This window comes from Bacillus sp. AY3-1, assembly GCF_008368785.1.
GTDB lineage: Bacteria > Bacillota > Bacilli > Bacillales > Bacillaceae_G > Bacillus_A > Bacillus_A wiedmannii.
The window spans coordinates 49,307-63,353 of sequence record NZ_QORZ01000019.1 but is presented as its reverse complement, the minus strand read 5'-3'; the positions used below and the strand labels follow the sequence as shown (position 1 = coordinate 63,353).

Here is a 14,047-nt window from a genome sequence, read left to right as displayed (position 1 = left end):
AGTAAAGTGCTCTATTAGTGCTTTACTTACAGTTCATACATACTATGAACTGCTCATCATTCAACATACAAAAAATATTATAGAGGTGAAATAAAATGGTTAAAAGAAAAGCAAATCATACTATTTCAGGAACGAATGCAGCATCTGCACAAGGACAAGCAACTGGTTACAATGAAGAATTTGCAAACGAACCTTTAACTCCAGCAGAGCGACAAAATAATAAAAAACGTAAAAAGAACCAGTAACGAAAAATCCCAAAAGGCATATTTTCCTTTTGGGATTTTTTCTAATGTTTATAACGTAGTAATTCCGAAACCGTTACAAATCGATATCCTTGTTTTTTCAGCTCAGGTAAAATTTTTGCTAGCGCTGCTACTGTTTGACTACGATCATTTCCTCCATCATGTAATAATACAATATCTCCACTTTTAGCATTTTTCACTACATGATTTACAATGGATTCAACCCCTGGATTCGCCCAATCACGTGGATCTTGATGCCACGACCATAGAACAGTTTGATAACCAGCTTCTTTCGCTGTTTTAAATACAGCATCGTTAATATATCCGCCAGGAGGACGGAATAGTAAAGGTTCTTTCACCCATTTTTCAAAAAATTTCTTTCCATCTAAAATATCATTTTCTAATTTTTCATCTGATGAATTACTCGCATACAAATGGTTCATCGTATGATTTCCAATTTCATGTCCCTCTTTTAACACTTGTTTCACTAAATATGGATTACGCTGAACTCGAAATCCAATCATAAAAAAAGTCGCTTCTGCTTTATATTGACGTAATAAATGTAAAATTTGTGTTGTATAAGTCGGATCTGGTCCATCATCAAATGTAATGGCAATAATCTTTTCATTATTAGGTACTTCCCATGTTACATAGCCAGTTGGTTCTAGCTCTTTTCTGAGCAACATTTTCGCTTCCACTTTTTCCACTTGAAATATATGTACTGCGCATAATAAAGAAAAAACCACTAAAAAAATTTTCTGTTTTAGCATAATGTTCATTAAAGTAGGAGGTTGTCGAATACACAACAACCTCATTTACTTTTCTAATTGATCTACATTTCGCATAATGTTTTGGAGATTATTTTCGTATTTCTCAAGTTGTGGACGTTGTGTTTCTGAAGCTACTTCTAACGCATTTTGAATCTGTTCATACGCTTCCTGAACCTCTTGGCGTAATTCTTTTAGATCATGACCGTAGTTTGGATCATTTTTCACAATGTTGTTAAATGCATGTTCTGCTTGTGTAACTCCTTGCTGCGCTGCTTGAAAAGCTTGTTGTTTATCTTTATGATATGGCATTATATAATCCCCTTTCCATAATAGTTAGTCCCATTTATCTTTACCTTTTTTTCTAAAAACATTCTCGTATAAATTTGCAAACTTCTCTCATTCTAAAGAGAAAGAGGAGGTGTCACATACAATGGGAAAAAACAATCGTGAAGCGAAAGAAAAAAAGGGACAACCTGAACCATTAAGCGGATCTCATAAAGTAAAAAACCGTAACCATTCACGCCAAAAAAATCATGCACATCATGATATGTAAAACAAAAGGCTCACACTAGCTACCTTTGCCACATACAATGTTTATATTTTTCCATTTATTCTTCACCCCTACTTCATTCATGCATAACATAGTATGAATTGAGATTTTACGGAGGGTGTCTTACATGGGCAAGAAAAAGAAGGATTGTCTTTTTCATGTTGATGGTTTCGAAGAATGGATGGATCAATTTTGTTCTGATTCTTGTAGTAACTTTAGTTTCCCAAATCAAATTCATATTGACCTTTGTGAAACTGAACAAGAATACATTTTGGAAACAGATGTACCAAATGTATCCGAACAAAATGTAGTTATTAAAAAGATGGAGACAGGCCTAAATATTTGCATACTTCATAAAAATATTTCTTTGCAGCGGATCATCCCTTTACCCGCTACTATTATTTATAAAAAGATGCTAGCCTGCTTAGAGAATGGATATTTAGCCATTCATATTTCCAAAAATGAAGTTGCTAATAAACATGAAAAAAAAGTTCTTTTTCAAATTGAGAATTAAAATAAAGTAAAGCTTTAATCAATGGGAGTTTTACTGCCCGCAAATAGCGGGATAAAGTGAAACTTTAATCAGTGGGGGCTTCATCCCCCACTGATTATTAGTTGAACCAATCGGGCTTTTACGGGCAGTTGATCCCCCACCTAACTTCTTTGCTTTCGCTGCATTTTTAGGTGTTGGTTCAATCTGGCTGTTACTGGCGGTTAATTCCCCTAACTTCTTTGCTTTCGCTGCATTTTTAGGTGTGGGTTCTTACTGCCCGTTAATGCGGGATAAATACAAAAATAAGCCCCAGTCATCTGCTGGGGCTTATTTTATTTCGCATCTAATTCTAAATTACAATTTCTATCATATCTTTTTTTCAATAAACCTTTTGTAACTACAAGTACAGGAAATGCTACAGTTGAAAATATAGCTAGTGCTGAAAATACTACAAACCCATTTTGATACCCGTAGTAATCGAGAAGCACTCCTCCAAACCATGGACCAATTACTGCTCCAATCCCTGAAAATCCCATTGCTCCAAAATATGTTCCTTTTAAATGTGAAACAGCTATATCATCAATAAATACATCCGTCATGGAAAACATTAAAACTTCTCCAACTGTAAAAATAATTGTACAAATAGCAGCACCTAGCGTAGATTCTGCTATTCCAAATCCAAACAACCCCCCGCTCACAAATAAAGTTCCAACCATAATTGATATTAACGGTGTATACTTTTTACATATTTGAATAACAGGGTATTGAATTACGACTACAACAATCGCATTTAAAGCTAACATATACGAAAACAATGTCACTCCATCCTGAAATATATGTGAATTCGCAAAATATTGAGATACTGTTGTCGTTAAGTGTGAAAAGCCACAATTACTCAAAATAATACCGACTAAAGCAACTAAAAATACGACATCCTTTCGCAATATACGAACTGCATTTAACATTGTGACAGGCTTTTCTGTATTTACTTTCTTTTTTTCAATTGGATACTTCTTAAATTGGAATGCTAATATAGCTGTATATAGAATATATACTCCAGCTGCTACTAAAAAAGGAATTGTAGATTTTGCACTTCCAATCTGTAATCCGACAAGTGGGCCAATCGCTACTCCAACATTTATTGCACCGTAACGCAAATTATATACGAGTAAACGATACTCTGGTTTCGTTAAATCTGATAATAATGCTCTTGACGTCGGCTCAAAAAAAGACCGACATAATCCATTCAAAGCATTTAATAAAAAGAAACTTAAAACATGATTTGCAAATGAAAAACCTATAAATACAAACACCCAAACGATCATGGACCATATTATAATCATGTTTCGGCCGAATCGATCCGATAAATTCCCTCCGATAAAACTAGCAAACACTCCAACAAGTGCACTCGTTCCGATAATAGCACCCGTCATTCCAGCTGATACACCTTTAACAGTCGTTAAATAAATTGCTAAAAAAGGAATACTCATTGACGTGGCGAACCTCGCAAATAAAGTCCCTATTATAATTGTCATTCCTAACGGATGAATATTTTGTAACTTCCCTTTCATCGTTAAACCTACTCTCCCTGTTCTTACAAAAAAAATAGAAAGCAAAGGATCTGCTTTCTTTTCCCTTTTTATACTTGAGCTGTTGATACCCGAGCTGTTCTCGTTATATCCATATCTATGCCATATGTAAACTGTAATTCTTTACAAACATCTTTAATTAAAATTGCAACATTATAGTTCTCATTAAATTGTAAAACGATATTTTCTACTTCTTCATATGTATACTTATACTCCCCTGTAATGACACTTTTTAAATCAAAGCATTCATTTATACAAAGTTGCACAAGCAGCTGATCATATTTCTCTATTACATCTTCTTTCTTCCACAGTACCTCTTTTACATATAACCGATCAAACTTCACACTTTCTCGATTACAATCCGTTAAAATCCGGGTCATTTCATTTAATTCTCGATACAATTCAGAAATATTTTTGCTTAAACTAAGCAGTTTATCTACGCCGTTTTCATATAACATATTCATTCCACCCCCGCATTTTCTTCTTATTATAGCAAGAAAATTCTAAAAATAGTTTCTTTCTTCTGAAATATTAGGAAACTAATTTCGATTGCTTTACAATGAAACTAGTGAACACGAAAGGGGAAAGAAAATTGGAGCAAAAATTATATTACACTGACGCTTATAAAAAAGACTTTACTACGAAAGTCATAAAGCAAGATTATGATAAAGACGGTAACTTATACGTTGTTTTAAATGAAACAGCATTTTATCCGACAGGTGGCGGGCAGCCCCATGATACTGGAACTTTAAATGGAATTGCTGTACTCGATGTTAAAGAAGTCAATGACGAAATCCGCCACTTCATTACCGAACAATTACATACAGAAGAAGTAGAAGGTAAAATTAATTGGGAGCGCCGTTTTGATCATATGCAGCAACATGCGGCTCAACACATTTTATCTGCTGCTTTTTGGGACCATTTTAACATACCTACGATTGGATTCCACCTTGGTAAAGAAACGGTAACAATTGATTTAGAAACAGAAAATCTTCATGCAGAAATAGTTGAAAAGGCAATACAAATTGCAAACAAAATTGTTTTTGAAAACCATCCAATCCGTACCCTGTGGATGAATTTAGAAGAAGCGAAAACGTTACCTCTTCGTAAAGAACCGACTATAACAGAAAATATACGTGTTGTTATAATTGAGAACTTCGACTACAACGGCTGTGGCGGAACGCATCCGAAATGTACAGGTGAAGTAGGTCCTATTCAAGTACTAGGGTGGGAGCGCAATAAAGGTGGCATACGATTAACGTTTATCGCTGGTTGGCGCACACTAAATTTAATGGGCCAACAACTACAAATTATGAAAGATGTTTCTAAACAATTAAACAGTAGCGAGAGTGATATCCCAGCAAAAGTAGCACAACTTCTTACTTCTCAAAAAGAAAATGAAAAAGCAATACAAACAATGAATGAAAAATTATTATTTGCAAAGGCAAATGAACTACTTCAACAGCCTACGGAAATACATGCCGGCATACTTATTTCTAAAGTATTTACAAATCGTTCTATGCAAGAAATCGCAAAGCTTTCTGCCATTATTACAGAACAACAAGAGCATGCCATTACATATTTCGTTATTGAAAATGAGGACAAACTACAATGCATCCTCGCTTGTGGAAAAACAGTCACGCTCGATATGAATGCTCTTTTAAAAGAGGCACTTCCTACAATTGAAGGAAAAGGTGGCGGAAATAAAAAGAGTGCTCGCGGCGGCGGAAAAGCGGTTATGACCGGGGACGAATTTTTAAATCAACTTGTTTCTTCTTTGCAGTCAGAAGTGTAAAACATGTTTATGAAGGATAGCTAACTGCTATCCTTCAACTATATTTACAAGCCTATATTTTGTTTCAAGCCTTGATAACTCCCTGCACTTGCAAAACCTTCACTTATAAGAGTTATAAAAGTTTCCGAAAAACCATATTGACTTAAATCTTTAATCGGTACCATTTGCACATCTTGAATTGGATTATGATCAAACTCATTAGAAGGTAGCGTAATTTCACCTTCAATCCTTTCAAGCAGAAACGTAATATGTAATAAAGATGGACTAGCATCTGGTTTATCACAAACATAGAGTAGCTTCTTAATTTTAACTTCTAATCCTGTTTCTTCTCTCATTTCTCGAATCATCGCTTCTTCTAACGTTTCACCATTCTCTACCGATACGATAAACTTAACTAAATCTATACAATTCAATCAAATTTACACAAGTTAGTGCTTCATCGTGTTCTCGCAACCCCGAAGGGACGAGGGGTATAACACTCCACACGAGGCAGTATCGTTACCCCATATTATCAAGCATTTATTTTACCCATCCCCCAGGTAAAGACCAATTGCGATTAGCAACTTTTTGCTTTACTAGCAATACTTTTTCATCTTCAATTAAAATTCCCGTAACACGAACTTGCATTACACTTTCCATATGTAATCTCCTCTTCCCGTTATATTTACAAATTAATCCTTCCACAAAAAGAACATACGTTTTATAATTAAAGAAAATTATGGAAGAAAGAAGTTGTTACATCTATGCGTCCACCTTTAACAAAGTCTATATCACTTGAAGATTTCCAAAACTTTTATTGGTTAAAAGCAGAACTCCAAACATTTTGTCGTGAGCATGGTTTGCCAGCTAGTGGCTCTAAGATTGAAATAACCGAGCGTATCTCACATTATTTACATACTGGTAAAATATTAAAAAACAACTCTCGTCAAAAGGTGAGTAAAGCTTCCCTCTCTTATAAAGAACTTTCTCTTCAAACGATTATTACTAACAATTACCGCTGCAGCGAAGAAGTTCGTGCTTTTTTCAAAGAAAAAATCGGAGCAAACTTCCGCTTTACAGTAGCTCTTCAAAAGTTTTTTAAAGAGAATGTCGGAAAAACATATGAAGACGTGCTAACGTTTTGGTATGAAGAAAACGAACGAAAAAAAGATCCTACATACAAAACAACTATTAGCGCGCAGTTTGAATACAATCGTTTCACTCGCGACTTTTTCGAAAATCCAAATAACAAAGGGAAATCAAAAGCTGATGCTATCGCTGCTTGGAATGAAATAAAAGCAAAACCTGGTAGCAATGCTTATGTTCCTCAAAAAGTAGAAAACTAGTCCCTTTCTAGTTTTCTACTTTCTCAAATAATAGCGCAAGCCCTATTCCACCACCAATTCCTAACGTCGCAATTCCATATTTCATATGCTCTCTTTTCGCTTGATAAAACAAACGTGTCACAAGCATAGCTCCAGATGCACCGTACGGATGACCGAGCGCAATTGCACCACCATTTACATTTAATTTTCCGAAAGGAATTTGTAACTCCTTTGCACAAGCAACAACCTTTGAAGCAAATGCTTCATTTATTTCAAAATAATCGATGTCCTCTACTTTCATATTCATTTCGTTTAATAATTTGTTCACCGCAAATATCGGACCAGTCCCCGGAAGATTTGGATCCACTCCAACTACAGCACTGCGGACGAAACGAAGAACAGGCTTGTATCCTAGTTTTCGGGCTTGCCCCTCTTCCATTACAAGAACAGCACATGCTCCGTCATTTACACCGCACGAATTACCTGCCGTTACTGTACCATTTTGTAAAAATGCGGGCTTAGTTCTTTTAATCATTCTTTCATAATTCATTTCTCGTTTTATAGCCTCATCTAAAGGTCCATTAAAAGAAAGTATTTCATCTTGTAAATATCCATTTTCTAATGCTTGCAGTGTCCGTTTATAACTAAGGCAAGCATACTCGTCTTGCATTTCTCTCGTTACATTATAACGCTCTGCAACATATTCAGCCGCCACTCCCATATTAGGATCACCAATTGTTTCTGGTGAAAATCGTTCTCTATTTTGAAAAGTTGATGTACTTGTACTCTCTACTCCTCCTGCAATATAACAATGACCTGCGCCGCCTTGAATGAAATGACATGCGGTGCGAATCGCTTCCAATCCGGCACCACATTGCCGATCAATCGTTACACCAGGAATATGATAACCAAGTCCTGCCGCTAAAGCAGATAATCTTGCAACATTCCCTCCCGGCCCCACAATATTCCCTAATATGACATCGTCTATTTCTCTCTCAATCCCTTTACTTAAAAACGTAAGAAGCGGCGTTACTAATTGCTGAACTTCATAATCTTTCAACATCCCATTTTTCTTACCAATAGGTGTCCTTTTCGCTTCTACAATAACCGCTCTATTCATATATCTTCTCCCGGTTTTCAATCATATTTTTTGCTGCAATACGAGCGATTTTCCCACTATCTGTATACGGTATTTCATCTACAAAATGCCATTCTTTCGGTATTTTAAACGAGGATAATCGTTGTAAGCAAAAACTTTTTAATTGTTGCCTCGTAGCACTTCCTTTTACAATGGCGACAGGTTTTTCACCCCAGTAACTATCTTTCACACCAATTACAACTATTTCATCAACAGCTGGGTGTTCATGTAATACACTTTCTATTTCTTCTGGGAAAATATTAATTCCTCCAAATAAAATCATATTCTTCTCTCTACCGACAATATAAATAAAGCCTTCTTCATCTTCATAACCTACATCTCGCACTGTCATCCAGCCATCTGCAGTCAACTCTGGAGCGAAAACCTTATCCAATATGTACCCCATAAAAAACTGATCACTTTTCACATAAACAGTTCCTATCTCACCTTTCTGCACTTCTTCTCCTGCTTCATTACATATTCGAACTTGCACATTGTGACAAGGTTTCCCTACTGAATTCGGCCTTCTATCGCTCTCTTCATCAACTAGTGCTGTTACAAAACTTAGTTCCGATGCACCGTAAAATTCATATTTTTGCGCATAAGGAAATATACTCTTTATTTTTTCTTTCGCTTCAGCTTCCCATTTCGCTCCTGACGAAATAATTTTTATCCCATTTTCTATTACTCTCTTTTCTTTATATAAAGATTCTAGCATTGTCGGAACTGTATACATGACCGAAATATTTTCTGTTTCTAACTTTTCCAGTATTTGATTTGGAATAAACTTTCTCATAATATGCACCGTTTGCCCTACATATAATGCACTTATTGCGCCGTATAAAAAAAGAGAATGAACGAGCGTCCCAGCTATTAAAATAGAATCTTCTTTTTTCATATGAAAGTCATGTATATTGCAATCAAAACTATGAACCCACGATTGTTGTGCACGTAAAAATGCTTTTGCCTTCCCAGTCGATCCTGATGTAAATCCCATATAAAACGGAGCATGTTGTACATCTTTTACAGGGGCATATGCAGGCAGAGAGTTCTCTATCATTCTTTTCCACTCATCAATTTCAATTACTCTTCCTTCTTCATCCGGTAAATCCTTTACCTTATATCGCTCTGTCACAATCATAGCCGGATTACTGATCGCAATTCTTTCTTTGAGCTCATCCTGTTTCCACTTTATATCTAACGGCACACAAACCCATCCGGCCATAGCAGCACCAGCAAATAGTTGTAAAAACTCCATACTATTTTCTAATAGAATTGCTATTGTTTTATTCTGCGATTCTTTTTCATTCAACCAGTTTGCTACTTTACATACTGACTCAAACCATTCTTTAAATGTTAATACTCGATCATTTTCCTTTATTGCTATTTTATTTGTTTGTAAAGAGGCATACTTTTTATATTCTTTTGTAATCCCCATTTGAGACGTCCTTTCTTTACAAAATAATAAAAAGAAACACGCAATGAACGTGTTTCTTCTCTTTCTTATCCCGCATTTGTATATTTCCCACTCTTGAGAGCAGGCGTAATAATATGTTTCAATGAACGATATAATTTCGTTACAAGAATTGCTGCTATAATCGCTTTTATGCAATCACCTGGTAAAAATACGGCACTTACTTTCATCGTCTGCCATATAGAAACATCCATAAAGAAAGCTTGTACAATAATACCAAATACATAAACTACGAAAATACCACCAATTATATTAATACATAATACCTTTATTATAGAAACTTCACGTAAACGCTCAATTAAATAACCAATGACAAACGCTCCAACGATATAACCAAGTAAATATCCTGCACTTGGCCCAACAAATACGCCTGGACCACCGCGTCCACCAGCAAGTAATGGTGCTCCAACTCCAACTATAAGTAAGAAAATAAGCTGACTTAACGCACCAAGACGTGATCCTAACAATCCACCAGCAAGCATAACACCGAGTGATTGTAATGTAATCGGAACTGGTGTAATAGCAAGAGCAATTGGAGGTATTAACCCTAACACTCCCATAATAGAACTAAATAAAGCGACGAAAACTAAGTTTTTTGTATTCATATTTGCTTCTCCTATTTGTAAACTTAAAATGATTTTCAGATAACATATTATAGGAGTTATATTATCTTTCTATTTAGTCTTTGTCAACTTGTTTTAAATATAGGTTTACAAATATTTTTTCAATTATTTCTCTTTATGCAAATGCTCAAGTTCTTTCCGAAGCGCCTGTTTTAAAAACTTCCCAACAGATGTTTTCGGTATTTCTTCCATAAATACAATATCATCTGGTAACCACCACTTCGCAAACTGTGGTTTTAAAAACTCATATATTTCTTCTTTTGTTACTGTACTATTTTTCTTTTGAACGACGCAGGCAATTGGTCGCTCTTGCCACTGCGGATGAGGAACGGCAACGACAGCTGCTTCAAATATAGCATCATGTGCCATTAATGCATTTTCAAGGTCAACTGAAGAAATCCACTCACCTCCGCTTTTAATAACATCTTTCGTACGGTCAACAATTTTCACGCAGCCTTCCTCGTCAACCGTAACGACATCTCCTGTATATAACCAACCATCACGAAAACCTTCGACAGTACGTTCATCGTTATAATAACTTTCAGCGATCCATGGTGCTCGTAAACATAGTTCTCCCATTTCCGTACCATCCCACTTCACTTCACCATTTGTACCGACTACTTTCATCTCTACACCAGGGACAAGATACCCTTGTTTTGAGCGGATTTCTAATTGCTCTTCATATGATAATTCTGTTTCATAACTTTTTAAACGTGCAAGTGTTACGAGTGGGCTTGTTTCAGTCATACCATATGCATGTACGAAAGGAACATTATATTTTTGCTCAAATGCTTTAATAACGCTTTTCGGTGCAGCAGCACCACCGCATAATATTCTCGTTATACTAGATAAATCGTAACTATTATTTTCTAACTCTTGTAATACACCGAGCCAAATTGTCGGCACACCTGCTGCTATCGTTACTTTTTCAGCTTGAATCATCTCTAATAAAATTTTTGGAGTAAACATTGGTCCTGGCAGTACTTGTTTAGTTCCAAACCAAGTAGCTGCAAAAGGAAGCCCCCAAGCGTTCACATGGAACATCGGTACAATTGCCATCGCCGCATCACTTTCCGATAAAGCAGCTGTATCCGCTAAACCGAGTGCCATACAATGCAATACAGTACTACGATGCGTATATACAACACCTTTTGGGTTTCCTGTAGTCGCTGACGTATAACACATACCAGCAGGTGTATTTTCATCAATATCTTTTATAAATCGGAAAGTTGGATTGCCTTCTTCTAATAGCTTTTCATAATGATATACAGGTTCTAGCGTAGTATTGGGAAGTTCATCTTTATCAGTCATAATAATGTAGGCTTGTACAGTTGATAATTGTGATTGAATATTTTCAACAAGTGGTACGAGATCTTCATCTATAAGTAGAATTCGATCTTCTGCGTGCTGAATAATGTATGAAATATGTTGAGGAGATAAACGAATATTAATTGTGTGTAAAACGGAAGCAATACCAGGAATAGCAAAATACGCTTCCACATGTCGATGATGATTCCACGCTAACGTTCCTATACGCTCGCCTTCTTTAATCCCAAGCTTTTGTAACGCACTAGAAAGCCTTCTCGTCCTTTCACCTAACTGCTTATACGTTAACGTCGTAACTGTATCATGTGTCCGTGAAACAATTTCTTTCTTTGAAAACAGTTTTTCTGCTCTTTCCATCATAGAACTAATTGTTAACGGTACATTCATCATCATATTGGTTATATCCCCCTTTAAAGCGTTTTCATTTCGTTCATTATAACAGACTTCTACAAGTGATTACGACATTTTTCTGTATTTTCTGAATTATTTCTTTGGAAATAATTCAGAACGATAAAAAACATGTTTTGAATACATTGATTCGAAACATGTTTTTTATTTTTTATAAACTATCTACCTTTTTTCTTACCTTCTTTTTCATTTTAAAAATAAAACGATTACTATATTCCTTATTTTCTACTAAAATTCGATACATCTCCCACACTCCTACAATACGAACAAAAAGATAGACTCCAATAGCAATAAGTACAACACAGTACGGATAATACTGCACTAATTCTCCTGAAGTGATATGCTTTTTCTCAAATAAAAATGGTATCGCTCTTGCTGCTATAAAACAAAATCCAACGATCATTACTGCAGCATACTTCTTCTTAATTACTTCATATCTTTTTGTCAATTCTTTTAGAAAGTTTTGATCAAATAGTAGTTCTTCTTTTTTCATTACTTTGCTCAGCAGTTTCTTTTAATAAATAGTCGAGTGATACTTCAAATACATTTCCAATCATTATTAACTTTTCAGTTTCAGGAAAACCTTGACCGTTTTCCCATTTACTAACCGCTTGCCTTGTTGTGTTTAATTTTTCAGCTAATGCTTCTTGAGAAAGGCCCTTTTCCTTTCTTAATTTAAAAAGCTTTTCACCAAATCCCATATGTGTGTCCCCCTTTGTTTTCTTAACTAAATTGCATGTAAACATTACCCTTATCTCTATCTTCCTGCAGTTGCACTTTGTAAACTTATGGTTGCGATTGTGTTATATAGCCGTTTTCTATACGATTTAGCTAGTTTTCTTCTATGATTATGGCGTTAATAAAATACCCTCTCCCAATAACCAATTATAACAATTAAAGGTAATTACTGTCAAAAAAAAAAAAAAAACAAAAACTCCCTTATTCATTTAAAGGAGTTTTCGATATGAAGTATTCCAATAAGGGTTAATTTGTCTTCCCCATATTGATTCACAATTTCTTCTATACATTTTTGTATGTCGTGCAACGATTAATAAGCATCCCACACAGTATATGTTGTCATCTCTTTATATAAGGACATACTCATATATATATGTAAAATATTACTCCTCTAACTTCCCTAATAAAAACACTTCTCCATAATTATAACGGCTTCTGCTTAAACTTTTCATAATTTCGTACTTTTAATAAAAGGATATTCCCACAATCTGTACAAATATAAGCATCTACTGGTGAAGATGTGAACATCGTCTCCTTTTTCCGTATTTGTGCATAACCGACAAACTCCCCTTCTCCTATGTTATGAGAACCACAATTAGAGCATGTCTGCACGTCTTCCTGTTTCATGAGAGCACCACCTTTAATCTGTTTCCACTCCCTTCGACAGTTCACTTCCATTTCCCTTCCAAAAAACCTCTTATTCTCTTACATTTCAACAGGAATCTCCGAACAAACATCGTATATGTACTATGAAATATATTTATTGACGGAGGAATATTATGAGTACAATTATGACACTCAATGCAGCTCAAGAAATTGAAAACGCAGAAATACATATGCTCTCTTCTAGACTACAAGCACTACAAGCGTTAGCTGAAAATCCAATGCAAATACAAATGAAAAAGTTCGGGAATGCCACTGCCTTTTCATCAAAAATAATTTTTGGTCCTGCTTTTAACACAGTAAAAGGCGTTACCTTTACAAATACAGATGAGATAGATGAAATCATCTCTTATTATCAATCGCTACAAATTCCTTGTCGTTTTGAAATTACACCCGCTCAAGGTACAGCTGAATTATTTCAATACTTATCTCAAAAAGGATTTTACCAATCCAGCTTTCATACCGCTTTATATAGTATACCGAGAGAAGATCCATCCCTACTTACTTCTAACATTTCAGTACGCCAACTAAAAGAAAATGAATTTCATATTTTTGCAGACATATATGTACGTGGATTTAACATGCCACCCTTTACAAAAGATGGCGTACGCCAAAATAACGAAATTCTCTACAATAAACCTGGCTGGCATTTTTTCATAGCCGAAGTTCAAAATACTCCTGCAGGCATTGGTGTCCTGTATATAAATAATGGGATTGCTTCATTAGCTGCTTCTGCTACTTTGCCAGAATTTCAGCGTAAAGGCTGTCATACTGCCTTAATTCAAAAACGAATAGAAAAAGCCCTAGCGAAAAACTGTCATTTAATAGTCGGACAAGCAAGGTTCGGTACCGGAAGTCAAAATAATATGGAACGTGCCCATATGAAAATTGCTTATACAAAATCAATATGGACTGCAAAAGACATGTAATTTAC

15 protein-coding genes and 2 pseudogenes are annotated in these 14,047 nt (G+C 35.4%); 6 read left to right on the top strand and 11 right to left on the bottom strand.

Annotated elements, in window-relative coordinates:
- Positions 1–95 precede the first annotated feature (95 nt).
- Positions 96–245 carry a small acid-soluble spore protein O gene (gene sspO, locus DN389_RS20380; protein WP_098189454.1) on the top strand — a complete coding sequence of 50 codons (150 nt, stop codon included), beginning with the start codon at positions 96–98 and terminating at the stop codon, positions 243–245.
- A gap of 41 nt (positions 246–286) precedes the next feature.
- Here the strand turns inward: sspO and pdaB are convergent, their stop codons facing one another.
- Together pdaB and DN389_RS20370 are read right to left on the bottom strand one after the other, a co-directional pair.
- Complete coding sequence (gene pdaB, locus DN389_RS20375) at positions 287–1,012, bottom strand: polysaccharide deacetylase family sporulation protein PdaB (RefSeq protein WP_074650989.1); 726 nt, start codon at positions 1,010–1,012, stop codon at positions 287–289.
- 45 nt (positions 1,013–1,057) lie between these two features.
- Complete coding sequence (locus DN389_RS20370) at positions 1,058–1,321, bottom strand: hypothetical protein (RefSeq protein WP_097858285.1); 264 nt, start codon at positions 1,319–1,321, stop codon at positions 1,058–1,060.
- Between the two features lie 121 nt (positions 1,322–1,442).
- Between DN389_RS20370 and DN389_RS20365 the strand changes: the two genes are divergently transcribed.
- Both DN389_RS20365 and DN389_RS20360 read left to right on the top strand, forming a co-directional pair.
- Positions 1,443–1,565, top strand: coding sequence for a small acid-soluble spore protein P (locus DN389_RS20365; RefSeq protein WP_000517650.1), 123 nt, complete (start codon positions 1,443–1,445; stop codon positions 1,563–1,565).
- A gap of 124 nt (positions 1,566–1,689) precedes the next feature.
- On the top strand, positions 1,690–2,076 hold the full coding sequence (locus DN389_RS20360) for an Hsp20/alpha crystallin family protein (protein ID WP_140160325.1): 387 nt from the start codon (positions 1,690–1,692) through the stop codon (positions 2,074–2,076).
- Positions 2,077–2,387: 311 nt separating this feature from the next.
- On the opposite strand, the gene DN389_RS20355 is transcribed toward DN389_RS20360, so the two are convergent.
- Together DN389_RS20355 and DN389_RS20350 are read right to left on the bottom strand one after the other, a co-directional pair.
- Complete coding sequence (locus DN389_RS20355; protein ID WP_098189455.1) at positions 2,388–3,626, bottom strand: MDR family MFS transporter; 1,239 nt, start codon at positions 3,624–3,626, stop codon at positions 2,388–2,390.
- Between the two features lie 68 nt (positions 3,627–3,694).
- Complete coding sequence (locus DN389_RS20350; protein WP_149237523.1) at positions 3,695–4,102, bottom strand: hypothetical protein; 408 nt, start codon at positions 4,100–4,102, stop codon at positions 3,695–3,697.
- Positions 4,103–4,236: 134 nt separating this feature from the next.
- Here DN389_RS20350 and DN389_RS20345 point away from each other — a divergent pair, with 134 nt between their 5' ends.
- On the top strand, positions 4,237–5,439 hold the full coding sequence (locus tag DN389_RS20345) for an alanyl-tRNA editing protein (RefSeq protein WP_149237522.1): 1,203 nt from the start codon (positions 4,237–4,239) through the stop codon (positions 5,437–5,439).
- A 44-nt stretch (positions 5,440–5,483) separates the two neighbouring features.
- Here DN389_RS20345 and DN389_RS20340 read toward each other — a convergent pair.
- A pseudogene (locus tag DN389_RS20340) lies at positions 5,484–5,816 on the bottom strand (NUDIX domain-containing protein); the annotation flags it as partial.
- Between the two features lie 366 nt (positions 5,817–6,182).
- Here DN389_RS20340 and DN389_RS20330 point away from each other — a divergent pair.
- Positions 6,183–6,764 (top strand): DUF6434 domain-containing protein, encoded by a 582-nt coding sequence (locus DN389_RS20330; protein ID WP_149237521.1) that lies wholly within the window; start codon positions 6,183–6,185, stop codon positions 6,762–6,764.
- Between the two features lie 7 nt (positions 6,765–6,771).
- Here DN389_RS20330 and DN389_RS20325 read toward each other — a convergent pair whose 3' ends face one another.
- From DN389_RS20325 to DN389_RS20300, 6 genes and pseudogenes are all read right to left on the bottom strand, one after another.
- A complete protein-coding gene (locus DN389_RS20325; protein ID WP_149237520.1) occupies positions 6,772–7,863 on the bottom strand; it encodes an acetyl-CoA C-acyltransferase in 1,092 nt (363 codons plus the stop codon).
- Positions 7,856–9,319, bottom strand: a complete 1,464-nt coding sequence (locus DN389_RS20320) for an acyl-CoA synthetase (RefSeq protein ID WP_149237519.1) — start codon at positions 9,317–9,319, stop codon at positions 7,856–7,858. Before DN389_RS20320 ends, DN389_RS20325 begins: the two co-directional genes overlap by 8 nt.
- 65 nt (positions 9,320–9,384) lie before the next feature.
- The gene (locus DN389_RS20315) at positions 9,385–9,960 is read right to left on the bottom strand and encodes a biotin transporter BioY (protein ID WP_098189459.1); all 576 of its coding nucleotides are present in this window, start codon (positions 9,958–9,960) and stop codon (positions 9,385–9,387) included.
- Between the two features lie 123 nt (positions 9,961–10,083).
- Positions 10,084–11,697 (bottom strand): long-chain fatty acid--CoA ligase, encoded by a 1,614-nt coding sequence (locus DN389_RS20310; protein ID WP_098189460.1) that lies wholly within the window; start codon positions 11,695–11,697, stop codon positions 10,084–10,086.
- Positions 11,698–11,863: 166 nt separating this feature from the next.
- A pseudogene (locus tag DN389_RS20305) lies at positions 11,864–12,413 on the bottom strand (helix-turn-helix domain-containing protein).
- A 460-nt stretch (positions 12,414–12,873) separates the two neighbouring features.
- The gene (locus DN389_RS20300) at positions 12,874–13,128 is read right to left on the bottom strand and encodes a hypothetical protein (protein ID WP_370512819.1); all 255 of its coding nucleotides are present in this window, start codon (positions 13,126–13,128) and stop codon (positions 12,874–12,876) included.
- A gap of 101 nt (positions 13,129–13,229) precedes the next feature.
- Between DN389_RS20300 and DN389_RS20295 the strand changes: the two genes are divergently transcribed.
- On the top strand, positions 13,230–14,042 hold the full coding sequence (locus tag DN389_RS20295) for a GNAT family N-acetyltransferase (RefSeq protein WP_087982102.1): 813 nt from the start codon (positions 13,230–13,232) through the stop codon (positions 14,040–14,042).
- The last annotated feature ends 5 nt before the right edge of the window (positions 14,043–14,047 follow it).